The sequence below is a fragment of the Pseudomonas sp. 22515 genome (assembly GCF_052044625.1).
Classification (GTDB): Bacteria; Pseudomonadota; Gammaproteobacteria; order Pseudomonadales; family Pseudomonadaceae; genus Aquipseudomonas; species Aquipseudomonas alloputida.
The window spans coordinates 1-21,912 of the sequence record NZ_JBQENN010000019.1 but is presented as its reverse complement, the minus strand read 5'-3'; the positions used below and the strand labels follow the sequence as shown (position 1 = coordinate 21,912).

At 61.1% G+C, this 21,912-nt stretch carries 20 protein-coding genes and 1 pseudogene; 14 read left to right on the top strand and 7 right to left on the bottom strand.

From position 1 onward, the window contains the following. Window position 1: 1 nt before the first annotated feature. From ACTJJN_RS18110 to ACTJJN_RS18080, 7 genes are all read left to right on the top strand, one after another. Window positions 2-1,444, top strand: a complete 1,443-nt coding sequence (locus ACTJJN_RS18110; RefSeq protein WP_012053739.1) for a sigma-54-dependent transcriptional regulator — start codon at window positions 2-4, stop codon at window positions 1,442-1,444. 968 nt (window positions 1,445-2,412) lie between these two features. Continuing rightward, the gene (locus ACTJJN_RS18105; RefSeq protein ID WP_070096298.1) at window positions 2,413-3,795 is read left to right on the top strand and encodes a polynucleotide adenylyltransferase PcnB; all 1,383 of its coding nucleotides are present in this window, start codon (window positions 2,413-2,415) and stop codon (window positions 3,793-3,795) included. Beyond that, complete coding sequence (gene folK / locus ACTJJN_RS18100; RefSeq protein WP_010955348.1) at window positions 3,792-4,271, top strand: 2-amino-4-hydroxy-6-hydroxymethyldihydropteridine diphosphokinase; 480 nt, start codon at window positions 3,792-3,794, stop codon at window positions 4,269-4,271. Before ACTJJN_RS18105 ends, folK begins: the two co-directional genes overlap by 4 nt. Window positions 4,272-4,533: 262 nt before the next feature. Further along, window positions 4,534-5,334 (top strand): 3-methyl-2-oxobutanoate hydroxymethyltransferase, encoded by an 801-nt coding sequence (gene panB / locus ACTJJN_RS18095; RefSeq protein ID WP_003249992.1) that lies wholly within the window; start codon window positions 4,534-4,536, stop codon window positions 5,332-5,334. Continuing rightward, window positions 5,331-6,194: a pantoate--beta-alanine ligase gene (gene panC, locus ACTJJN_RS18090; RefSeq protein ID WP_440781486.1), complete on the top strand. Its 864-nt coding sequence runs from the start codon at window positions 5,331-5,333 to the stop codon at window positions 6,192-6,194. Before panB ends, panC begins: the two co-directional genes overlap by 4 nt. Window positions 6,195-6,402: 208 nt before the next feature. Then, on the top strand, window positions 6,403-8,067 hold the full coding sequence (gene pgi / locus ACTJJN_RS18085) for a glucose-6-phosphate isomerase (RefSeq protein ID WP_440781485.1): 1,665 nt from the start codon (window positions 6,403-6,405) through the stop codon (window positions 8,065-8,067). A gap of 210 nt (window positions 8,068-8,277) precedes the next feature. Continuing rightward, window positions 8,278-8,559 carry a hypothetical protein gene (locus ACTJJN_RS18080; protein WP_440781484.1) on the top strand — a complete coding sequence of 94 codons (282 nt, stop codon included), beginning with the start codon at window positions 8,278-8,280 and terminating at the stop codon, window positions 8,557-8,559. A gap of 948 nt (window positions 8,560-9,507) precedes the next feature. On the opposite strand, the gene ACTJJN_RS18075 is transcribed toward ACTJJN_RS18080, so the two are convergent. Continuing rightward, window positions 9,508-9,801, bottom strand: a complete 294-nt coding sequence (locus ACTJJN_RS18075; protein ID WP_223279208.1) for a hypothetical protein — start codon at window positions 9,799-9,801, stop codon at window positions 9,508-9,510. An 806-nt stretch (window positions 9,802-10,607) separates the two neighbouring features. Here ACTJJN_RS18075 and ACTJJN_RS18070 point away from each other — a divergent pair. Then, window positions 10,608-11,291, top strand: coding sequence for a hypothetical protein (locus ACTJJN_RS18070; protein ID WP_440781483.1), 684 nt, complete (start codon window positions 10,608-10,610; stop codon window positions 11,289-11,291). Window positions 11,292-11,489: 198 nt separating this feature from the next. On the opposite strand, the gene ACTJJN_RS18065 is transcribed toward ACTJJN_RS18070, so the two are convergent. Continuing rightward, window positions 11,490-11,765, bottom strand: coding sequence for a DUF3077 domain-containing protein (locus tag ACTJJN_RS18065; RefSeq protein ID WP_003252758.1), 276 nt, complete (start codon window positions 11,763-11,765; stop codon window positions 11,490-11,492). An 803-nt stretch (window positions 11,766-12,568) separates the two neighbouring features. Here ACTJJN_RS18065 and ACTJJN_RS18060 point away from each other — a divergent pair. Further along, window positions 12,569-12,898, top strand: coding sequence for a ComEA family DNA-binding protein (locus ACTJJN_RS18060; protein ID WP_440781482.1), 330 nt, complete (start codon window positions 12,569-12,571; stop codon window positions 12,896-12,898). Window positions 12,899-12,990: 92 nt separating this feature from the next. On the opposite strand, the gene ACTJJN_RS18055 is transcribed toward ACTJJN_RS18060, so the two are convergent. Then, the gene (locus ACTJJN_RS18055) at window positions 12,991-13,158 is read right to left on the bottom strand and encodes a DUF2897 family protein (protein WP_003252762.1); all 168 of its coding nucleotides are present in this window, start codon (window positions 13,156-13,158) and stop codon (window positions 12,991-12,993) included. A 183-nt stretch (window positions 13,159-13,341) separates the two neighbouring features. Between ACTJJN_RS18055 and pyrF the strand changes: the two genes are divergently transcribed. Then, window positions 13,342-14,043, top strand: coding sequence for an orotidine-5'-phosphate decarboxylase (gene pyrF, locus ACTJJN_RS18050; RefSeq protein WP_003252765.1), 702 nt, complete (start codon window positions 13,342-13,344; stop codon window positions 14,041-14,043). A gap of 306 nt (window positions 14,044-14,349) precedes the next feature. Here pyrF and ACTJJN_RS18045 read toward each other — a convergent pair whose 3' ends face one another. Continuing rightward, the gene (locus tag ACTJJN_RS18045) at window positions 14,350-15,351 is read right to left on the bottom strand and encodes an NADP-dependent oxidoreductase (RefSeq protein ID WP_003252767.1); all 1,002 of its coding nucleotides are present in this window, start codon (window positions 15,349-15,351) and stop codon (window positions 14,350-14,352) included. A gap of 177 nt (window positions 15,352-15,528) precedes the next feature. On the opposite strand from ACTJJN_RS18045, the gene ACTJJN_RS18040 reads away from it, so the two are divergent. Beyond that, the gene (locus ACTJJN_RS18040; protein WP_003252780.1) at window positions 15,529-16,290 is read left to right on the top strand and encodes an SDR family oxidoreductase; all 762 of its coding nucleotides are present in this window, start codon (window positions 15,529-15,531) and stop codon (window positions 16,288-16,290) included. 143 nt (window positions 16,291-16,433) lie between these two features. Here the strand turns inward: ACTJJN_RS18040 and ACTJJN_RS18035 are convergent, their stop codons facing one another. Further along, the gene (locus ACTJJN_RS18035; RefSeq protein ID WP_440781481.1) at window positions 16,434-17,177 is read right to left on the bottom strand and encodes a hypothetical protein; all 744 of its coding nucleotides are present in this window, start codon (window positions 17,175-17,177) and stop codon (window positions 16,434-16,436) included. Between the two features lie 405 nt (window positions 17,178-17,582). Here ACTJJN_RS18035 and ACTJJN_RS18030 point away from each other — a divergent pair. Both ACTJJN_RS18030 and ACTJJN_RS18025 read left to right on the top strand, forming a co-directional pair. Beyond that, a pseudogene (locus tag ACTJJN_RS18030) lies at window positions 17,583-18,614 on the top strand (methyl-accepting chemotaxis protein); the annotation flags it as partial. A 27-nt stretch (window positions 18,615-18,641) separates the two neighbouring features. Further along, window positions 18,642-19,523, top strand: coding sequence for a methyl-accepting chemotaxis protein (locus tag ACTJJN_RS18025; RefSeq protein ID WP_371264248.1), 882 nt, complete (start codon window positions 18,642-18,644; stop codon window positions 19,521-19,523). A gap of 96 nt (window positions 19,524-19,619) precedes the next feature. Here the strand turns inward: ACTJJN_RS18025 and ACTJJN_RS18020 are convergent, their stop codons facing one another. Beyond that, entirely contained in the window at window positions 19,620-20,810 is a 1,191-nt protein-coding gene (locus ACTJJN_RS18020) for a benzoate/H(+) symporter BenE family transporter (protein ID WP_221100880.1), read from the bottom strand. 144 nt (window positions 20,811-20,954) lie between these two features. Between ACTJJN_RS18020 and ACTJJN_RS18015 the strand changes: the two genes are divergently transcribed. Further along, window positions 20,955-21,557, top strand: a complete 603-nt coding sequence (locus tag ACTJJN_RS18015; RefSeq protein ID WP_003252786.1) for a glutathione S-transferase family protein — start codon at window positions 20,955-20,957, stop codon at window positions 21,555-21,557. 141 nt (window positions 21,558-21,698) lie between these two features. Here ACTJJN_RS18015 and ACTJJN_RS18010 read toward each other — a convergent pair whose 3' ends face one another. Beyond that, complete coding sequence (locus ACTJJN_RS18010) at window positions 21,699-21,827, bottom strand: hypothetical protein (RefSeq protein WP_259536755.1); 129 nt, start codon at window positions 21,825-21,827, stop codon at window positions 21,699-21,701. Window positions 21,828-21,912: the final 85 nt, after the last annotated feature.

Here is a 21,912-nt window from a genome sequence, read left to right as displayed (position 1 = left end):
AATGCCGCACATTCTGATCGTCGAAGACGAAACCATCATCCGCTCGGCCCTGCGTCGCCTGCTTGAGCGGAACCAGTACCAGGTCAGCGAGGCCGGCTCGGTGCAGGAAGCCCAGGAACGCTTCAGCATTGCCACTTTCGACCTCATCGTCAGCGACCTGCGCCTGCCAGGCGCGCCCGGCACCGAGCTGATCAAGCTCGGCCAGGGCACCCCGGTGCTGATCATGACCAGTTACGCCAGCCTGCGCTCAGCGGTGGACTCGATGAAAATGGGCGCGGTGGACTACATTGCCAAGCCCTTCGACCATGACGAGATGCTGCAGGCAGTAGCGCGTATTCTGCGTGACCGGCAGAACGCCCCCGCTGCTGCACCGCCTGCCGAGCCACGCGCAAGCAATGGCAAGGCTACAGCGTCCGACAAAGGCAGCGCGGCAACGGCCAATGGCGAGATCGGTATCATCGGCTCGTGCCAGCCCATGCAGGACATGTACAGCAAGATCCGCAAAGTCGCGCCTACCGACTCCAATGTGCTGATCCAGGGCGAGTCCGGCACCGGTAAAGAGTTGGTGGCCCGCGCCCTGCACAACCTGTCTCGCCGGGCCAAGGCACCGATGATCTCGGTGAACTGCGCGGCCATCCCCGAAACGCTGATCGAATCTGAACTGTTCGGCCACGAAAAAGGCGCGTTCACCGGCGCCAGCGCCGGGCGCGCCGGCTTGGTGGAGGCCGCCGATGGCGGTACGCTGTTCCTCGATGAAATTGGCGAACTGCCGCTGGAAGCCCAGGCTCGCCTGCTGCGTGTGCTGCAGGAAGGCGAGATACGCCGGGTAGGTTCGGTGCAGTCGCAAAAGGTCGATGTGCGCCTGATCGCCGCGACCCACCGCGACCTGAAGAACCTGGCCAAGGCCGGCCAGTTCCGTGAAGACTTGTATTACCGACTGCACGTCATCGCCCTGAAGCTGCCGGCCCTGCGCGAGCGTGGCAGCGACGTCAACGAGATCGCCAGCGTCTTCCTCGCCCGCCAAAGTGCTCGCATCGGCCGCGACGACCTGCACTTCTCGGCCGAGGCCGAGCAAGCCATTCGTCACTACAGCTGGCCCGGTAACGTGCGAGAACTGGAAAACGCCGTGGAGCGCGCGGTGATTCTCAGCGAGAGCGCAGAAATTTCCGCCGAGCTGCTGGGCATCGACATCGAGCTGAGCGACCTGGAAGAGGATGACATCCTCGACAATGCCCTGGTGGTGGCCAACGCAGGCAATGCCAGCCACGAGCCGACCGAAGATCTGTCGCTGGAAGACTACTTCCAGCACTTCGTGCTTGAGCACCAGGACCACATGACCGAGACCGAACTGGCACGCAAGCTCGGCGTCAGCCGCAAGTGCCTGTGGGAACGCCGCCAACGCCTGGGCATACCACGGCGCAAGAGCAACGCTACCAGCGAATAACCGACCTGCGCACCGTACGCCGTAGCCTATGCGGCGTCGGTGAGATCGAGCGCCGCCCGCGCGGCGCTTCGCGGCTGAAGCCGCGCCTACATTTGTTTCGGGCCAGTCCCTCCTGTGCCACGCACGCGCGACCGCCTTGTTGTACGACGCAATCTCGAGCCATGCGCCAAGGCGTTCGCGCTCAAATCCCACAGAAAAAATTAGCCCGAACACATGTAGGCGCGGCTTTAGCCGCGAAGCGCCGCGCGGGCGGCGCTCGGCCTCACAGGCGCTGAACGTGTTACGGCGAACACCCCAGGTAACACCTCACCTCCCGTAAAAATCTGTTACCCAACCTTTCCGCCGTAACAGTTCCCGAGGCGTACGGTAACGAAATCCCGACATTTTCGACCTATCGAAAATCGTCGAACCCTCTCAACCCATTGATTTTACTGAGTTTCCAAAAGTTGGCACGGCACCTGCTATATGCTTAGTACAAAAACAATAACAAGCACTGAAATCTAAAATAAGAACAAGACGAAACGGCTCACGCACAATAAAAACAAGATGGCGGAGGCGCAGCTAACTGATTCTTTTGGAGAGGATGCGTGTTTGGGGCTTGCCCCACAACCAGGCAGAGAACAACAAAAACTGCACTAAAAGCAGCGCCTGAACTGGTTGGATCAACAGATCAACGTGTCATCAGCGGCCAAAGCAATCCGTTTGCTCTTTACCCCCGGTTTGGGGGTCGTCCACAAGCTTCGAGATTTGTGGACAGGGCACTCAACAAAAACAAGAAGCCCAGCAAAAAAACAATAAGAGCACGTAACGACTTCTTGGGGAGCTTAGGCTCCCCTTGTCGTTTCTACCCTTCTGGCAGGCATCCTGCTACCCGCCTACACCATTCCCCGAGTAAATGCTAGAATCCCCGCCCATCATGCGGCCATTCTCCTATTCTTGGCCGAACATTCCTTCACACAGTGCATCCCATGCTGAAGAAGCTGTTCCAGTCTTTCCGCCCGCCCGTACCGGGCCCGCACCACAGGCGCACCACGCCCGAGGTGATCAACAAGAGCCAGCACTCGCTGCAGCGCCACCAGTTCAGCCGTCATGCGGTGAACATCGTGGAGCGCCTGCAAAGCGCCGGCTACCAGGCTTACCTGGTCGGTGGCTGTGTCCGCGACCTGATGCTGGGCATCACGCCGAAGGACTTCGACGTCGCCACCAGCGCCACCCCCGAACAGGTCCGTGCCGAGTTCCGCAACGCCCGCATCATTGGTCGTCGCTTCAAATTGGTCCATGTGCATTTCGGCCGTGAGATCATTGAAGTCGCCACCTTCCGCGCCCACCACTCCGAGGACGACCAGGGCGATGCCCACCGTTCGTCGCATAACGCCAGTGGCCGCATTCTGCGAGACAACGTGTACGGCACCCTGGAAGAGGACGCGCAACGCCGCGACTTCACCATCAACGCCCTGTACTACGATCCGGTCAGCGAGCGCATTCTCGATTACGCCAACGGTGTGCACGACGTGCGCAATCGCCTGCTGCGGCTGATCGGGGACCCGACCCACCGCTACCAGGAAGACCCGGTGCGCATGCTGCGCGCGGTGCGCTTTGCTGCCAAGCTCGACTTTGGCATCGAAAAGCACACCTACCTGCCGATTCGCGGCCTGGCCCCGATGCTGCGCGAAATTCCACCCGCGCGCCTGTTCGAGGAATGCCTCAAGCTGTTCCTCAGCGGCCAAGGTGCCATCGCCTTCGAAATGCTGGTTGACCTGGAGTTATTCGAACCGCTGTTCCCGGCCAGTGCCCACGCGCTGGATGAGCGGCCAACCTACACCCACACGCTCATCAGCCAGGCACTGAACAACACCGACCTGCGCGTGAAGCAGGGCAAGCCGGTGACGCCAGCCTTCCTGTTTGCTGCTCTGCTCTGGCCAGCTCTGCCGGCCCGTGTGCTGCACCTGCAGAACCAGGGCGTGCCGCCGATCCCGGCCATGAACGGTGCAGCCCACGACCTGATCGCCGAGCAGTGCGCGCGCATTGCCATCCCCAAGCGTTTCACCCTGCCGATCCGCGAGATCTGGGACATGCAGGAGCGCCTGCCGCGCCGCAGCGGCAAGCGCGCCGACATGCTGCTGGACAACCCGCGTTTCCGCGCCGGTTACGACTTCCTGCTGCTGCGTGAAAGCGCCGGGGAAGAAACCGACGACCTGGGCCAGTGGTGGACCGATTACCAGGAGGCAAACGACAGCGAGCGCCGCGAGATGATCCGCGAGCTTGGTAGCCGTGACGAAAGTGCCGGCCCGCGCAAGCGCAAGCGCAGCGGCAGCAAACGCAAGCGCAGTGGCGACGAGGCGTTCGAGTGACCATTCGCGCCTACGTAGGTCTGGGCAGCAACCTGGACGCACCTGCCGAGCAGTTGCGTAGCGCCTTGCAGGCGCTGGACCAGGTCGAAGCCACGCGCCTGGTAGCCGCCTCGGCCCTGTACACCAGTGATTCGCTGCTGCCCGGCCAACCGCGCTACACCAACGCTGTCGCCGCCCTGGACACCGCCCTGGCGCCACTGGCATTGCTCGATGCGTTGCAGGCCATCGAAAACGACCAGGGCCGCGTGCGCAAGGAACGCTGGGGCCCACGTACGCTGGACCTGGACATCTTACTGTTCGGTGACCAGGTGCTCGACCAGCCACGCCTGAAAGTGCCGCATTACCACATGCATGCCCGCCCCTTCGTGCTGTATCCGTTGGCCGAGCTGGTACCGGGCGATTTCCGCCTGGCCGATGGTCGTGCCCTCGCGCAACTGCTCGACGAATGCCCATTCGTCGGCCTGGAACGCCTGTAGACCGGGCGTTCCAGCCTGCATTACCACCTCGGTAACGCCAGTAACACCCTGATCGTAACAATGCGGTAACAGGGTGATTGACTTCCCCCACCTCGCTCACGACTATAGGCGTCCCGTGTGGCACCAAAGTGCCGCATACCCGTATTTAGGCCCGGACGGACCTGTGCCCGAACATCACGCGCGATGATGTGCCGCTCCGGAAGATGACTACACGCGTTGAATGCAGTCGTTTTTTACAGCGCCTGAACGAGGAATTTCCTACATGCCTGAAGTAACCCTTACCACCCTTAACGGCCTCAAGGCCAAGGGTGAAAAAATCACCATGCTGACCTGCTACGACGCGACCTTCGCCAAGGCCGCCAGCCAGGCCGGCGTTGAAGTGTTGCTGGTGGGCGACTCGCTGGGAATGGTCCTGCAGGGCCACGACAGCACCTTGCCGGTCACCACGGCGGAGATGGCCTACCACACCGCCAGCGTCAAACGCGGCAACGACGGCGCGCTGATCCTCACCGACCTGCCGTTCATGGCCCACGCCACGCCGGAGCAGGCCTTTGCCAACAGCGCCACGCTGATGCAGGCCGGCGCCCACATGGTCAAGATCGAAGGCGCAGCCTGGCTGGCCGAAACCATCCGCTTGCTGGCCGAGCGTGGTGTGCCGGTGTGCGCGCACATGGGCCTGACCCCGCAAACCGTCAACGTGCTGGGCGGCTACAAAGTGCAGGGCCGCCAGGAGGCCCAGGCCCGGCAGATGCGCGCCGACGCCATTGCCCTGGAACAGGCCGGTGCGGCCATGCTGCTGCTCGAGTGCGTACCCAGCGAGCTGGCAGCGGAAATCACCAATGCCGTTGGCATCCCGGTAATCGGCATTGGCGCCGGCAGCGCCACCGATGGCCAGGTACTGGTACTGCACGACATGCTCGGCCTGTCGCTGAGCGGCCGGGTACCGAAGTTCGTGAAGAACTTCATGCAGGGCCAACCGGATATCCATAGCGCCCTCGTCGCTTACGTCGAGGCGGTCAAGCAAGTCAGTTTCCCAGGCAGCGAACACGGGTTCAGTGCATGAATACAGTCAAGACCGTCCGCGAACTGCGCGCGGCAGTGGCCCGCGCGCGCGGTGAGGGCAAACGCATCGGTTTCGTGCCGACCATGGGCAACCTGCACAGCGGCCATGCAGCCTTGGTGACCAAGGCTGCCCAGCGCGCCGACTTCGTGGTCGCCAGTGTCTTCGTCAACCCGCTGCAGTTCGGCGCCAACGAAGACCTCGACAAATACCCACGCACCCTGGCAGCCGACCAGGAGCGCCTGGTGCAGGCCGGCTGCAACCTGCTGTTCGCGCCCACCGTGGAAGAGATGTACCCCGACGGCATGAGCGTGCAAACACGCGTCAGCGTGCCCCAGCTTTCCGAAGGCCTGTGCGGCGCCAGCCGGCCTGGGCATTTCGAGGGCGTGGCCACCGTGGTCAACAAGCTCTTCAACATGGTCCAGCCAGACCTTGCCGTGTTCGGCGAGAAGGACTATCAGCAGTTGGCGGTGATCCGCGCCATGGTGCGCGACCTGAACATGCCGATCCAGATCATCGGTGAACCCACCGTGCGTGCCGAAGACGGCTTGGCGCTGTCGTCGCGCAATGGCTACCTCACGCCAGAGCAGCGTACTGTTGCGCCAGCGCTGTACCGCACACTGCAGCACATTGCAGCGGGCATCAGCCGTGGACAGCGGGATTTTGCCGCGCTGGTCGCTGAAGGCCAGGCGCAACTGAGCGCAGCGGGTTTCCGCCCGGATTACCTGGAAGTACGCCATGCCGTAAGCTTGCGCCCGGCAATGATCGATGATCGAGACCTGGTGGTGATTGCGGCGGCTTACCTGGGTAACACACGGTTGATCGACAACCTCTACCTGCATGTGGAAGAGAAGACCGCATAACGGTCCTGGGCTGCCTTACAGCCCATTCGCGGGCAAGCCCGCTCCTGCACGTTTACCTGTAGGGGCGGGCTTGCTTGCAATGCCCCACCAAAATCCCCCTGCCATACCCATTCCCAGCACGTGGCCTTTGCCTATAATGGTGCCAGCCTGAACCCGGCAACGACTGCCGTGTCCAAGCCCTCACCACGCACCAAGGGAACCCCGCGCAATGGCGTATTACCGTACACCCCACGATGTGACGGCCCTGCCCGCCTGGCAGGCGCTTCAGAAACACCGCGACGCCATGCAAAGCTTTAGCATGCGCGAAGCCTTCGCCGCCGATGCCAAGCGCTTCGACCAGTTTTCCCTTAGCGCTTGCGGCCTGTTCCTCGACTACTCAAAAAACCTGATCACTGAGCAAAGCCGCGACCTGCTGGTCAGCCTGGCCAATGAAGTGGGCCTGCAAGACGCCATCAAGTCGATGTTCAGCGGTGAGATCATCAACGCCTCCGAAGGCCGCCCGGTGCTTCACACCGCCTTGCGCCGGCCCGTAGGTGACAAACTCAGCGTCAACGGCGTGAACGTCATGCCGGAAGTGCACAAGGTGCTCAACCAGATTACCGAACTGGTYGGYCGCATTCACGATGGCCTGTGGCGCGGCTACAGCGAAAAGCCGATCACCGACGTGGTCAACATTGGCATTGGCGGTTCGTTCCTGGGCCCCGAGCTGGTGTCCGAAGCGCTGCTACCCTATGCCCAGCGCGGCGTGCGCTGCCACTACCTGGCCAATATCGACGGCAGCGAGTTCCACGAGCTGTCGGCCAACCTGCGCGCCGAAACCACCCTGTTCATCGTCTCGTCGAAGTCGTTCAACACCCTCGAGACGCTGAAAAACGCCATGGCCGCGCGTACCTGGTACCTGGCCCAAGGCGGCTCGGAAGCCGAGCTGTACCGCCATTTCATTGCAGTTTCCAGCAACAAGGCCGCTGCTGTAGCGTTCGGTATCCGCGAAGAAAACATCTTCCCGATGTGGGACTGGGTGGGCGGGCGCTACTCGCTGTGGTCGGCGATCGGCTTGCCGATCGCCCTGGCCATCGGCACTGCCAACTTCAAGGAACTGCTGTCCGGTGCCTACACCATGGACCAGCACTTCCAGACCGCACCGTTCGACAAGAACATGCCGGTGCTACTGGCCCTGCTGGGCGTGTGGTATGGCAACTTCTGGGACGCGAACAGCCACGCGATCCTGCCGTACGACCACTACCTGCGCAACATCACCAAGCACCTGCAGCAGCTGGACATGGAATCCAACGGCAAGAGCGTGCTGCAAGACGGTACCCCGGTGAAGACCGACACCGGGCCGGTGATCTGGGGCGGCGTGGGCTGCAACGGCCAGCATGCCTACCACCAGTTGCTGCACCAGGGCACCCAGCTGATTCCGGCCGACTTCATCGTGCCGGTGGTGAGCTTCAACCCGGTGGCCGACCACCACCAGTGGCTGTACGCCAACTGCCTGTCGCAGAGCCAGGCGCTGATGCTGGGCAAAACCCGCGAGGAAGCTGAAGCCGAATTGCGCGCTAAAGGCCTCAACGAAGCAGACATCGAAAAGCTGGCCCCGCACAAGGTGATCCCGGGTAACCGCCCGAGCAACACGTTGGTGGTCGAGCGCATCAGCCCGCGCCGGCTGGGTGCGCTGGTGGCCATGTACGAGCACAAGGTGTTCGTACAGAGCGTTATCTGGGGTATCAACGCCTTCGATCAGTGGGGCGTCGAGCTGGGCAAGGAACTGGGCAAGGGCGTTTACCAGCGCTTGGTCGGTAGCCTGGAAGACAGCGCCGAAGACGGTTCCACCCAAGGCCTGATCAATTACTTTCGTGGTAAACACCGTGGCTGACCCTGCTTGATACTGGCCCGGCGGGAGGGGCGTCCGAGCGGAGCTGGTGGTCGCCGGAAACACTAGCGCATCATGGCGGTGAATAGCAGGCCGCATTTCGACGCAGAGGTGGTACAGTCAACAGGGTAGGTAATTCGCAGATTTTGTCATCCATCCAAGTGCTAATGCTCTTGGATGGGGCTCAGTCCCAGTTGTGACTAGAGGATCTGAATGTACAATGCACTTCTGCTAATCGCTGCAATTGCCCTTACCGGATGCGCTGCGTCCTCGGAAATGAAGACGGTGAGAGGTAAGACAGGCGTTCACATCAACTGTTCAGGCCTATCTTCGTCATGGGACCGCTGTTACCAGAGAGCTGAGGTCTCCTGTAGTACACGAGGATACCGCGTTGTAGCGCGGTCCGGTGATACCGAGGAGGAGGCTGGGGATTATTTGTTCGGTATTAATCCTGCCGGCTTCACTAGCCGAAGTATGATAGTCATCTTTAAGTGATGATCACATCATATTCCCAGGCGCTCGGCGATGCCACAGCGCTCGGTCATTTTCGTGACCCGCTGGCTCCAAAGCATGCGCAAAGTGGGTTACACGGCTTGCCTATTTCGACTAGCTAAGGGCCCCTGCTCGTGTCCGCCTGCCGAGACCCCTCTGAGGCTGGCTGAGCAGTTAGATCCTGTGCTGTGCCGGGTGAAGGTTGGCATCCAGATCGCAAAGCTGGCGCTGACACGCGGTGCGATCTTGGTAGAAATTTCGTAACTGAGTGTCAAATGGCCAGTAAACAAAGACCTTTTGCGTAAAGCGTGATATTCACAATCCTATGTTACGGCATCACCCTATAGACAGCCAGTGAACCTCACCCTTTCTATCAAGAAAGTCAGAGGTCGACCGATGTATTAGTCGATTCCGCGACACAGGACAGGCCCACAGTTACCTTCTACCGTTGGGCTGGTTGGTGATGCTCTCGGGGATGTTCTGGGCCGGGGGAGCGCTCCCTTACCACAGACTTTTCTATATCTTGCTGGCTGCGTCAACGCTTTGGGCTTTGCTGCTGCAGCCTGGAGTGCTTTAAAGGCTGATGAGCAATCCTTCGTCATATGCGGTGCCGACTGAAGGCGCCGTCAAGAAGGTGATGATGGGCAAAATGATTAGCCGCATGAGTTTTGCTGCGCTACCTCGTTGAGGCAGGTGGAGCCAGCTTGTAAAAGCCATGGCTTGGTTATTGCCACGAGCGTTCAGGTCCATGATGCAGGCGAGGGGGCTACTCACCCTGAATGAGCCGTCGCTTTGCACATCGATCAGGGCCCGGGGGCATCATAGCTGGAGTTTTCATAGGATGCTCAGGGCGCCGCCAGGTGAGCGCTGCAATTTCTGCCGCCTACACTTTCGGAAGATGAGTGTAAGCGGCGCTTGCCCGGCGTTAGGGGCTATAACGAACGTCATGTTTTAGTGAGCGATGTCCATGGGGCCTGACGAGGTGGGTCGGATAATCGCGATGTCGACATGGTAATTGGCAAACTCGGTGGATCGGGCATCCGTACGCAATGTGGCACTCAAGACGACCTCTTGCTGACGGTTGATATCGGTCAAGAAATTCTGAAATTGGTGCTCTTTCACAATGATCAGGACCACGCAGTTTGCACCTTGTGAAAGATGGTCTTTCATTTCTGCTGCGCTGAACGCTACTGCCACATTACGCTCGTAACTCTCCACCAGATCGCGAGTCGATGGGGTGTCCATAGTCAAAGCCCCAGTGAGTCCGCGGCGATTTGCCATCTTGGACTGGGTTAGAACATGACTACACATTTGCAAAAAAAGCGACTCGTACCACTCCACAGCCTTCTCCCCGGGTCGAAAGGGCATCATAGATACAGCAGATCGCGTCAGGTTGCCAGCCTTACGGGATAACTGGCGTTGTGCCGCTACGCGCAGGGGGGCTGCGGCTGGTTGAGGGCATGCTGAAGCAATATAGGGAAGGATGAGGGGCTACTTGTCTAGTTCATGATTCCTTGTTATGAGGTTACGCAGGGCGTGAATATTTAAGTGAGGCCACTCACGTAGGTAACCGATGAGGTCAAAAGGAGCGCAGCTGAGTACAAAATTTTATTTGTTCACCCTGAGCGGCATTGTACGGTTCTCTTTTGGCGCGTAAGAGGATGTATCGCTTTCTCAGATCAAGTCTGTAACCCCACGCGATAGTTTTCACGCCTTACCAGCCTTAAGTCTTCTGAGGCTATTAAGGGAGATCCACTGATTAAACTGCGTGATGGCTGATAGGGCTGCCAGGCAGGTCCACTTCCGAAGGGGCGCAGCGCGAATGCGAGTGGGCAACAGCCGACATTGTCCTTGCGCGGCCGCTGGGTTTATTCACTAGAGGGAGCGTAGAGGGCGCAGTGTGGCATGCAACATTGGTGGAGTATTTGTGTTTTCCAGCAAAACCCGAAAAATTATCGCACTCTGCCAGGACTCACTAGCCTTCTTGGCTTGACTTGTATCCGCACCAGAGCATCCGCCCGATGAACACCCCTAACTTCAAGAAGTTGTTTATGCCTGATATTTCAGCAGACGCAGCCAGCCTTATCCATGCCATAGCCTCTGCCACTGCGGTAATCGCTGCGCTGATCGCCGCCAGTGCGATGATCATTGCCCATATGACCTCGGATGTAAAAAACCAGCAAGCCGAAGTGACCGTTTCCCGTGGGGCGCAGGCGGTTACTGTCGTCCACGAGTCGGACGTGCAGGCCAGGCTGGAGATCGAACAACTCATTGAGCAGAACGATGCGCTCAGGGCCGAACTGGAACGTGAGAAGGCCCAGCGGTTGAAGCTGGAGGCCAGCCTGAAGCCCAGAGCGCTGACGCCGCAGGCGCATGATGCGTTCAAGGCATTGGCGGGCGAGCTGAAGGCTAAGACGCTGGCGCCGGTGGTGTTACTGAATATCCACAAGGATGACAAGGAAGCTGTGCGCTTTGCCAAGGAAATTGCCGTTGCGCTGACCAAGGCGGGGGTGCAGGTTCAGATCAAGCAGCTGCCCCTGCAAAAGCACAATACCGGTACCCAGGTGGTCGTTTATGCCGGGGTGGGCGGTGACGAGCTTGAGCAGGCATTCAAGACCGCTGATTTTGCCTCGGATATCAAACGCTCGGGGCAGAGCCCGCGGGTGAAGGTGGATGATGGGGATGCGATTGCCATTTCGGCTTTTATCAGTGTTTATCCGCGCAGTGAGATTTGAGCGGCGGGTGGGGGCTGTGATCCTGTAGGCATGGGGTGGATGCCACCGGCGGTGCCGGTGTTCGCGGGCGCGCCCGCGCCCACAGTGTGGGGGGCTTGGTCAATGCAGTGGTTTGCCCTCGCCACGACTGGCCTGATGAAGCCCATCTCTTCTGACTGCAAGCGAGGCATAGCCTCGCCTGGTCTCGCGTCATTCCCTTCAGTGCTGCCTGTTTTTCGCAATCTCGATGTCGTTCATCAGGGCTTTTGCGGTGGCCAGCAGGTAGTCCGCTGCGCCCAGCATCTTGTGGTCGTCTTCCATGTCACCTTCGCGTACCAAGTGCTTGCAGTAGCCCAGCAGGACGGAGACGTGTTCATAGGCGTCATCGACGGGGATGCCGGGTTGGACGCGGAGCAGGTCCAGGGTGGGGTTGCCGGCTTCGAGGAAGGTTTCGATGCCTGCGGTGAGGAGGGGGGATTGGTTGTTGTTTTTCATGGTGAGATTCCAGTGCGTTGTTAGAACTCACCACCTCGATCTTTCTCACGGACAAAGGTGGCAGCCATTGCGCGGGGTGAGAAACCGATGCACTGAAACCGGCCAAGCCGAAGCCTGCCCGCGAATGGCTGCCATTGAACAGTAGAGCAGCAGTGCACAACGAGTTCTCACACCCGGTCACCAACAGGGCGACCCGGTGAAGTTATCCCTGGGGCATTTCCCCGACAATTCAGCTGCTTCTGACTGGCGCGTAGGATAGTTCGCTTGGTTGTCGAGCTGAAGAGGTGGGGCAGGGTTTCAGGAAAGTCTGATGTGCTGGGTGTGCACCCCAAGGCAAGTAGCTTCGCCGTTATTGCCGACCGTTGTCGGCGGGGGTTTACCCGCGAACCGCCACCGCATTCGCGGGGGAAGCCCTGTACATCGATCGGGGGTGTTGAGCGGGGCGTTGGTATCGCCATGTTCCAGATGCGCTTGAAGCCGCCACGGCCGGCTGCTTTACGGGGTGAGCCTTGTTCGGCGGGCGTTGTAGGAGAATGGCCGGGCATTGGTGGGCAGTGGGCGTCGAACCAACCGGGATTTGGCTACAGGCACAGGGCCGTGGTCTTGTGCATCAAGGGCCGGGGCCGAGCGAGGAGGAAACGGCCACTGTTGGTGGGTGGGCGAAGTTGAGCGTTTTGCTGACCGATTCGGTAACCATTCGCCGGGGTGGTTGGGTATTTTGCGGCCGGGTTACCCGCTAGGGTTGGTTGCGCAGCCGAAGGAAAGCGGTTGCTGGAAAATGACCAACCCAAGGAGTGTTGACCATGCGCAATAACGTTCTGTCGTACCTGCTGCTGCCGCTGTTCACCAGTTTGTCGTTCTCCCTTAGCGCCGCCCCGGCCAGCACCATGGCAGTGGCCGAACCGGTGCCGGTGGTGGCCCAGGCACAGCAGGCGCCGAGGCTGGACTTGAACACGGCAGATGCCCTCACCCTGCAAAAGGAGCTGAACGGCATTGGCAAGGCTAAGGCGGAGGCTATCGTGGCCTACCGCGACGCCAATGGGCCGTTTGCTTCAGTGGATGAGTTGCTGGAAATAAAGGGCATAGGCAATGCGTTGCTGGAGCGCAACCGGGACAAGGTGATGGTGGAGTAAGCGGGCAGGGGCCGGGGTGATGCCCTGGCCCGGCCTTTGTGTGCCGGGAATGGCGCGCTCCCGCAGGCGCAGCGCCTGAAGGGCTGGGCGTTTTAGCGGTCTTGAGCGTCCTTGGCATCCGCCTCGGCATTGCGCTCATGTACCTTGCGCAGTTGCTCTTCGGTCAGCGGCAGTTTTTTGGCCGTGTCGCGTAGCATCATCAACCCGCCGACAATCGAGCCGAGGGCTATGATGAGTATCAGCCAGGCATACCAGGGCATTGTCGTTCTCCTTAGATCGGGCCATGGGCAACGGTTACATAAGTTTTGAGCAATTGCCCGTTCCGTTGGTTCAATTATAGGTGCCAGGCCGTGCAGGGCCAATTCCGTGACCTGCGGGCCCCAAAGCCTGCGTCACTTCGTTTACAATGCGCGCCGTTTTCGACTTGCCAAGAGACCCTGCCCATGTCCGCCTGCCAGACGCCCCTGATCGTCGCCCTGGATTTCCCTACCCGTGAGGCCGCCCTGAAGCTGGCTGACCAGCTTGACCCTGCGCTGTGCCGGGTGAAGGTTGGCAAGGAGCTGTTCACCAGCAGCGCTTCGGGCATTGTCGAAACCCTGTGTGACAAGGGCTTCGAAGTGTTCCTGGACCTCAAGTTCCACGACATTCCCAACACCACCGCCATGGCGGTAAAGGCTGCCGCCGAGATGGGCGTGTGGATGGTCAACGTACATTGCTCCGGTGGCCTGCGCATGATGGTGGCCTGCCGTGAAGAGCTGGCCAAGCGCAGCGGCCCGCAGCCGTTGCTGATTGGCGTGACCGTGCTGACCAGCATGGAGCGTGAAGACCTGGCCGGCATTGGCCTGGATGTCGACCCCCAAGAGCAAGTGCTGCGTTTGGCGGCGCTGGCGGAAAAAGCGGGTATGGACGGTTTGGTGTGCTCGGCGCTCGAGGCCCCGGCACTGAAGGCGGCGCACCCATCGTTGCAATTGGTGACCCCGGGCATTCGCCCGGCGGGCAGCGCGCAGGATGACCAGCGCCGCATCCTCACCCCGCGTCAGGCACTGGATGCCGGTTCGGACTACCTGGTGATTGGCCGGCCGATCAGCCAGGCTGCAGACCCTGCGCAAGCGTTGGCAGCGGTGGTGGCGGAGATTCGTGGGTAATTAACCTGCGGCTGTCCAACAACGGCCTGTGCCGAGCCACCGCTGTGTGTCCCCCGCGAATACGGTGGCGGCGGCAACGGTGGACGGCGGGTGGAAATTGGTCGGCAGGCCTGGCCCTTTCGGGCCACCGATGCCTGTGTCGAACCATTGATGTGGCTGCACCCCCGATCCGTGTAGGAGCGGGTTTACCCGCGAATACGGTGGCGGCGGCAACGGTGAAGGGCCTGTGGAAATTGGCCCGCAGGACCGGCCCTTTCGCGGGTAAACCCGCTCCTACGACGGCCTGTGTCGGGCCATCGGTGGCGTTTAAACCTTCAACACCAACTTGCCAAAATTCTCCCCGCTGAACAGCTTCAACAAGGTCTCCGGGAAGGTTTCCAGCCCTTCCACCACGTCCTCTTTGCTCTTCACCTGCCCGCTGGCCAGCCAGCCGGCAATCTCCAGCGCGGCTTTGCCGTAGTCTTTGCTGTAATCCATCACCACAAAGCCTTCCATGCGCGCGCGGTTCACCAGCAGCGACAGGTAGTTGGCCGGGCCTTTTACCGCTTCTTTGTTGTTGTACTGGCTGATCGCGCCGCAAATCACGATGCGTGCCTTGAAGTTGATGCGCGTCAGCACGGCATCGAGGATGTCGCCGCCCACGTTGTCGAAGTACACGTCCACGCCTTTGGGGCATTCGCGCTTCAGGCCGGCCAGCACGTCTTCAGCCTTGTAGTCGATCACGCCGTCAAAGCCCAGTTCGTCCTTCAAGTACTGGCACTTCTCGGCACCGCCGGCAATGCCGACCACGCGGCAGCCTTTGATCTTGGCAATCTGCCCGACAATGCTGCCCACCGCACCGGCCGCGCCGGAAATGACCACGGTATCGCCAGCTTTGGGTTGGCCGACCTCCAGCAGGGCGAAGTAGGCGGTCATGCCGGTCATGCCCAAGGCTGACAGGTAACGGGGCAGGGGGGCCAGCTTGGGGTCGATCTTGTGCAGGCCCTGGGGCTCGCCGGTGAAGTAGTCCTGCACACCGAGGGCGCCGCTCACGTGGTCGCCGGGCTGGTAGCCGGGGTGATTGGAGGCAACCACTTCACCTACACCCAGCGCACGCATTACCTGGCCCAGGGCCACGGGCGGGATGTAGGACTTGCCTTCGTTCATCCAGCCGCGCATGGCCGGGTCCAGCGACAGGTACAGGTTGCGCACCAGTACCTGGCCTTCGCCGGGTTGTTCGGCGGGTACGGTCTCGAAGCTGAAGTCGTCACGGCGCACGGCGCCGACCGGGCGTTTGGCAAGCAGGAAGCGGCGGTTGGTCTGGGTCATGGCGGGTCCTTGTGGGCTGTGGAGGGCGTAAGGCGTTCAATCTACCTTGTTGATGAAGGCGGTTCCTTAAAATCACTGACAAGCATGGTAGCCCAACCGTTGCTGTGATGATGCTGCCCGGCCGAGCGGTGGCTGACTATGCTCTGAACCCCACCCAACCCCTCACAGGAGCACGCGATGAGCATGACCTTTTCTGGCCAGGTAGCCCTGGTGACCGGCGCGGGTGCCGGCATCGGCCGGGCAACCGCCCTGGCGTTCGCCCACGAGGGCATGAAAGTGGTGGTGGCCGACCTCGACCCGGTCGGCGGCGAGGCCACCGTGGCGCAGATCCACGCGGCGGGCGGCGAAGCGCTGTTCATTGCTTGCGACGTGACCCGCGACGCCGAGGTGCGCCAGTTGCATGAGCGCCTGATGGCCGCCTACGGCCGGCTGGACTACGCCTTCAACAACGCGGGGATCGAGATTGAGCAACACCGCCTGGCCGAAGGCAGTGAAGCGGAGTTCGATGCGATCATGGGCGTGAACGTGAAGGGCGTGTGGTTGTGCATGAAGTATCAGTTGCCCTTGTTGCTGGCCCAGGGCGGTGGGGCCATCGTCAATACCGCGTCGGTGGCGGGGCTTGGGGCGGCGCCAAAGATGAGCATCTACAGCGCCAGCAAGCATGCCGTCATCGGCCTGACCAAGTCGGCGGCCATCGAGTACGCCAAGAAGGGCATCCGCGTGAACGCCGTGTGCCCGGCTGTGATCGACACCGACATGTTCCGCCGCGCCTACCAGGCCGACCCGCGCAAGGCCGAGTTCGCCGCAGCCATGCACCCGGTGGGGCGCATTGGCAAGGTCGAGGAAATCGCCAGCGCTGTACTGTACCTGTGCAGTGACGGCGCAGCGTTTACCACCGGGCATTGCCTGACGGTGGATGGTGGGGCTACGGCGATCTGAGTGGATACCGTGCGGGCTGCTGCGTGGGCAAGCCCGCCCCTGGCAAATGCGATCACCAGGCCCAAGCCTACTATGTCGCGCATGGACAGGATGGACGTGCCCAGACCGTTCTGAGCGAGCCGGGCAGTCCGCCGGCCACCCGGCTAAAAGCTGACACCTATTTTCAGGCCATACTCGTCACGGGTTTGTTCGTCCGAGTCAGTCATCCGGAACTGCCCATCCAGTTCATAGTTGTAGCGGCTGAAGTAAAGCGAAGCGTATACCGGCACAGTACCGTGTTGGTTGAACAGCACACTAAGTTCGGCAAAGGGGTTGGTGGTATCTTTCAAATCAAGCTCTTCGTTGCTGATGCCATGTATTTTCAATTGCGAATCGCCATTGATAACCTGGCGTATGCCCGCCTCGAAACGCAAGGTGGCATTATTGAAGCGGTAATTGTAACCCGCCGCCAGCTTGGCGAACGGCGTGCGGTTGGTAAGGTCGACATCATGGCGGCTGGTATTGGGTTCCAACCGGTTCCATTTGTAACCGGCGCCCAGCAGCAGGTCGACAGAATGCCGTTCGGCCAGTGCCAACCGCCAACCCAGGTCCAGGTCGGCCTGGCCGTCCTTGAGCTTCTGGTCATGCTGTTTCGAGTACATGCCACTGGCCTCGGCCTGGTAGACAAGGCCTTGCGTGGCCGTCATCTTGTTGCCGTAGTTGAGGAATAAGCCCCCTTCGGGCATATCTTCGGTTTCATTATTACGGCCGTTGAGTTCCAGTTGGGTGTAGCTCCCTTGTAAGCCAAGGGTGAACAACGGGGCGGTGGAAGTTTCGGCATAGCCAACGGTTGGCACAGTAAACAGCAGCAACGGGGTGACCACAGCAGTAAATATGGCTGTTTTCATTGCAAGCTCCAGGGTGCACTGCAGGTCCGGAGAACGGGCCAGTTACCGATCACGATAGCGACGTTTTTATTGTGTGCAGGGGTGTTTAAAAAAATTTCAATACCCCACTTTTGGCGCAAATTTAATGGCGTCAAGAGTGATTAATAAAGTGTGGATTGGAATAAATGAATGTTTTACTTGCGTCGATTTAATATGGCCAAGCGCGGCCGAAGGTTGAGGGACGGGCTATCATTGATGGCCTAGTGATATCGTTTACAGCTGGCACTGAAAGCGACCCTTTTGCAGCCAAAAACGACAAGACATAGCTATTTGACACTATTCTGACGTCAGCCCCTTGTTCATTGGCAGATAACGTTGCCACCCTTAGCCTTCGGGATAACCTCACTGGCTGAAAGGGGATCGGCGATGGGCGCGAGCAAGCACGGTGTGCTGGCCAACCTGGGCATGGCCCGCAAACTTGGCCTGGGCTTTGCCTTGGTGCTGCTGCTGACACTGGCGGTGGCGGCTATCGGCGTCGCGGCGTTGCACAGCGTTGGCCAGCGCTTCGACAGCTTGCGTCAGCTGGCCCAGTTCAATACCGACTTGCTGCGTTTGCGCGAGCACGAGCAGGCGTTTGCCCTGCGCTCCGACATGCAGCAGGCCGACGCCTTGCGTGGCGGCCTGCAGGGCTTGGTGGAGCGCGCCCGAGGCCTGCCGGCGCTGGCGGCGGCGCAAACCGATCTTGCGGCCTATGGCCAGGCCTTCGAAGCCTTTGTCGAGGCCGTGCAAGCCAAGGAGCTGGCGCTGGACATGGCCAGCTGGTCGGTGTCCAACGTGTCCAACAACCTTGATGTGCTGCAGGCCGGCCTGGCCGATGACGGCGTGTACACCCTCAAGCAGTCCCAGGGCCAGCAGGGTGGCGAGTTTCTGGAGCAAGCCGCGCAGGTGGCCCAGGTGTCGCGGCTGATGCTGCAGGCCATGGACGAAGCACGGGTACGCCTGGAAAAAAGCCGCAAGGGCGAGGAGGGTGTGAGCCAGGAGCGTATTGCCCAGACGGTGGAGGCCGCTGGCCTGGTCAGCCAGTTGCAAGGCGCGGTTGGCGATGCCGGTTATCAGAGTGTGTTGGGCGAAGTGGCTGGGCACATTGGCAGTTTCTCGGAAAAGCTCAACGAATACACCGACCAGCTGGCCCGCGAGCAGGGGCTCAAGGCGCAGTTGCAAGCCAGCGCCGAGCGGGTTACCGGGCGTGTCGACCAGGCCTATCTTGGGCAGGAGCAGGCCCTACAGGGCGAGCTGCAGCGTAATGCCTTGGCCATCGGCCTGGCGACGGCGCTGGCGCTGCTTGTAGGCGTGTTGGCGGCCTGGCTGATTACCCGGGCTGTGGTCGGCCCGTTGAAGCATGTGATTGCCCGTGCCCAGCGCATTGCGGCGGGTGAGCTGGGCTTCGACGCCCAGGCGCCGCGCCGGGATGAGGTGGGGCAACTGATGCAGGCCATGCAGCAGATGGCGGCGGGGCTCTCGGGCATTGTCAGCGGCTTGCAGCAGGGCATCGAACAATTGGCCGGCAGCGCCCAGGCGTTGTCGACGGTGACTGAGCAGACCAACCGCGAGGTGGGCAGCCAGAAGGAGGAAACCGAACAGGTGGCGACCGCCATGCAGCAGATGACTGCCACGGTGCACGATGTGGCGCGCAATGCCGAGGAGGCGGCGCAGGCGGCCCAGGCGGCGGACGAGAAGGTCGACACCGGCCAGCAGGTGGTGCGCCAGAGCATGCAGCGCATCGAGCAGCTGGCGTCGGCGGCAGAAGCTGCCAGTGCCGGCATCGACAGCCTCAGTGCCGAAATCCACACCATTGGTGACGTGCTGGAAGTGATCAAGAGCGTGGCCGAGCAAACCAACCTGCTGGCGTTGAATGCCGCCATCGAGGCTGCCCGCGCCGGCGAGCAGGGGCGCGGCTTTGCCGTGGTGGCCGATGAAGTGCGCGCCCTGGCGCGGCGTACCCGGCAATCCACCGAGCAGATCGAGACCTTGGTGGCCAGCCTGCGCGGCAATGCCCAGCAGTCAGTGGCGCAGATCCGCGGCAGTACCGAGCTGGTGCGGCTGGCCGTGGCCGATGCACTGCAAACCGAAAGTGCGCTGGGCAGCATTGCCGCAGCGGTGTCATTGATTCAGCAGATGAACCAGCAGATTGCCGCAGCGGCCGAGCAGCAGAGTTCGGTGGCGGAAGAGATCAGCCGCAGTGTCACGCAGATTCGTGGCAGTGCGGACCAGGCGGCGTTGGCGATGCAGGACAATGCCCGGTCCAGTGTCGAGCTGGCGCAGCTGGGCACCGATTTGAAGGGCATGGTGGGGCATTTCAGGTTGTAATCTCGTTGCCTGTGCCGGCCCATTCGCGGGTTGTGTGATTTCCCGTCGTAGGAGCGGGTTTACCCGCGAAGAGGCCACCCCAGGCAACAACAACCCTCACCCCCTGCGCGGGTTAAGAATCACCAAGGCCAACACCCCCGCCACAATCCCCCAGAACGCCGAACCAATCGAGAACAAGGTCAGCCCCGAAGCGGTCACCATAAAGGTGATCACCGCGGCCTCCCGCTCACGCGCCTCGCTCATGGCCACGGTCAAACCGTTCATGATCGAACCAAACAGGGCCAGTGCCGCAATCGACAGCACCAGTTCTTTCGGCAATGCCGCGAACAGTGCCGCCAAGGTGGCGCCGAACACCCCGGCAATGCCGTAGAAAATCCCGCACCACACCGCCGCGGTGTAGCGTTTGGCCGGGTCTTCATGGGCATGCGGCCCGGTGCAGATCGCCGCGCTGATCGCCGCCAGGTTGACCCCATGCGAGCCAAACGGCGCCAGCAGCAGCGAGGCAAAGCCGGTGGCCGAAATCAGCGGCGAGGCCGGTACCTGGTAGCCGTCGGCACGCAGGACGGCCACGCCTGGCATGTTCTGTGAGGTCATGGCCACCACGAACAGCGGAATGCCGATGCTGATGGTTGCCGCCAGTGAGAAGCTTGGGGTGGTCCACACCGGCTTGGCCACTTCTAGGTGGAAGCCGCTGAAGTCCAGCAGGCCCAACGCGCCGGACAATGCCGTGCCCACCAACAGCGCGGCCAGCACGCAATAACGCGGCGACAGGCGCTTGACCAGCAGATAGCTGAAGAACATGCCCAGCACCAGCAGCGTGCGGTGCTGGGCGGCCACGAAGATTTCGCTGCCGATCTTGAACAGGATGCCCGCCAGCAGCGCCGAGGCCAGCGAGGCCGGGATGCGTTTGACCAGGCGCTCGAAGCTGCCGGTCAGGCCGCACACCAGCACCAGCAAGGCGCAGGTAATGTAGGCGCCAATGGCTTCGCCATAGCTGACCCCACCCAGGCTGGTGATCAGCAGCGCCGCGCCGGGGGTGGACCAGGCGACGGTGACCGGTGTGCGGTAGCGTAGCGACAGGCCGATGCTGCATACCGCCATGCCGATCGACAGCGCCCAGATCCATGACGAGATCTGCGCGGTGGTCAGCCCGGCCGCCTGGCCGGCCTGGAACATCAACACCAGCGAACTGGTATAGCCGGTGAGCATGGCAATGAAGCCGGCGACCACCGCCGAGGGGGCGGTGTCTGCCAGGGGCCGCAGGCGTGCGGAAGTGGCATCGGTCATGAATAAAATCCTTGTAAAGGTGTAAGCAGTTTTTTCAGACTACAGCGAGCAAGGTTGATCCTTGCCATACAGCGGCCATTGCTTTTAGCCGTACAGTCGCCAAATATTGGGCGCAATTGCGAAACTGCTTTGCAGGGAGGGTCGATGTACAAGGTCTATGGCGACTACCAGTCGGGTAACTGTTACAAGGTCAAGCTCATGTTGAGCCTGCTGGGCCGGCCCTATGAATGGCACCCGGTGGACATCCTCAAGGGCGAGACCGAAACGCCCGAGTTTCTGGCGATGAACCCTAACGGCAAGGTACCGGTGCTGGAACTGGAAGACGGTAGCTACCTGTGGGAGTCCAACGCCATTCTCAACTTCCTGGCCGATGGCAGCGAGTTCCTGCCCAGCGAGCCGCGCCTGCGTACCCAGGTGCTGCAGTGGCAGTTTTTCGAGCAGTACAGCCATGAGCCGTACATTGCCGTGGCGCGGTTCATCCAGTTCTACCTGGGGCTGCCGGACGAGCGCTTGGACGAGTACCGCAAATTGCACAAGGGCGGCTACAAGGCGCTGAAGGTGATGGAGCGACAGTTGCAGATGACGCCTTACCTGGTGGGTGAGCACTACTCGATTGCCGATGTGGCGTTGTATGCCTACACCCATGTGGCGCAGCAGGGCGGCTTCGACCTGGCGGAGTACCCGGCGGTAAGGGCCTGGCTGGAGCGGGTCAGCAGCCACCCGCGGCATGTGCCGATGGTGGGCTAAACGCCGATACGGTTCATTGTGGGAGCAACTGTCTTGCTCAATTTCTGAAAGCTGGCCCGATTGTGGGAGCGGCCTTGTGTCGCGAAAGGGCNCGCGGCCCGTTCGCGACACAAGGCCGCTCCCACAGGCCGGTGTTCAGCCTCAGCCTAGCGCGGTATCGAGAAACATCATCACCGCAAACCCGCCCATCAACCCCGGGTAATGGAGCTGGGGGCAGCGCTGGGCATCCAGGTCGAGCCGGCGCTGGAAGCACTGAAGGTCGCCGTCCATATCTAAAGCCTGGCACAGGCCTTGTGTCGCGAAAGGGCCGCAACGCGGCCCCAGCAATTTGTGCCGCGATGCTGTAATCCTGGGG

What these genes read in the sequence shown, in the direction of transcription:
- ACTJJN_RS18105 (WP_070096298.1), top strand. Translation starts at nt 2,413, where the DNA reads ATGCTGAAGAAGCTGTTCCAGTCTTTCCGCCCGCCCGTACCGGGCCCG.
- pyrF (WP_003252765.1), top strand. Translation starts at nt 13,342, where the DNA reads ATGTCCGCCTGCCAGACGCCCCTGATCGTCGCCCTGGATTTCCCTACC.
- ACTJJN_RS18040 (WP_003252780.1), top strand. Translation starts at nt 15,529, where the DNA reads ATGAGCATGACCTTTTCTGGCCAGGTAGCCCTGGTGACCGGCGCGGGT.
- ACTJJN_RS18015 (WP_003252786.1), top strand. Translation starts at nt 20,955, where the DNA reads ATGTACAAGGTCTATGGCGACTACCAGTCGGGTAACTGTTACAAGGTC.
- ACTJJN_RS18075 (WP_223279208.1), bottom strand. Translation starts at nt 9,801, where the DNA reads ATGGACACCCCATCGACTCGCGATCTGGTGGAGAGTTACGAGCGTAAT.
- panB (WP_003249992.1), top strand. Translation starts at nt 4,534, where the DNA reads ATGCCTGAAGTAACCCTTACCACCCTTAACGGCCTCAAGGCCAAGGGT.
- ACTJJN_RS18045 (WP_003252767.1), bottom strand. Translation starts at nt 15,351, where the DNA reads ATGACCCAGACCAACCGCCGCTTCCTGCTTGCCAAACGCCCGGTCGGC.
- ACTJJN_RS18035 (WP_440781481.1), bottom strand. Translation starts at nt 17,177, where the DNA reads ATGAAAACAGCCATATTTACTGCTGTGGTCACCCCGTTGCTGCTGTTT.
- ACTJJN_RS18070 (WP_440781483.1), top strand. Translation starts at nt 10,608, where the DNA reads ATGCCTGATATTTCAGCAGACGCAGCCAGCCTTATCCATGCCATAGCC.
- ACTJJN_RS18025 (WP_371264248.1), top strand. Translation starts at nt 18,642, where the DNA reads ATGCAGGCCATGCAGCAGATGGCGGCGGGGCTCTCGGGCATTGTCAGC.
- ACTJJN_RS18010 (WP_259536755.1), bottom strand. Translation starts at nt 21,827, where the DNA reads ATGGACGGCGACCTTCAGTGCTTCCAGCGCCGGCTCGACCTGGATGCC.
- ACTJJN_RS18080 (WP_440781484.1), top strand. Translation starts at nt 8,278, where the DNA reads ATGTACAATGCACTTCTGCTAATCGCTGCAATTGCCCTTACCGGATGC.
- panC (WP_440781486.1), top strand. Translation starts at nt 5,331, where the DNA reads ATGAATACAGTCAAGACCGTCCGCGAACTGCGCGCGGCAGTGGCCCGC.
- ACTJJN_RS18020 (WP_221100880.1), bottom strand. Translation starts at nt 20,810, where the DNA reads ATGACCGATGCCACTTCCGCACGCCTGCGGCCCCTGGCAGACACCGCC.
- ACTJJN_RS18110 (WP_012053739.1), top strand. Translation starts at nt 2, where the DNA reads ATGCCGCACATTCTGATCGTCGAAGACGAAACCATCATCCGCTCGGCC.
- ACTJJN_RS18065 (WP_003252758.1), bottom strand. Translation starts at nt 11,765, where the DNA reads ATGAAAAACAACAACCAATCCCCCCTCCTCACCGCAGGCATCGAAACC.
- ACTJJN_RS18055 (WP_003252762.1), bottom strand. Translation starts at nt 13,158, where the DNA reads ATGCCCTGGTATGCCTGGCTGATACTCATCATAGCCCTCGGCTCGATT.
- ACTJJN_RS18060 (WP_440781482.1), top strand. Translation starts at nt 12,569, where the DNA reads ATGCGCAATAACGTTCTGTCGTACCTGCTGCTGCCGCTGTTCACCAGT.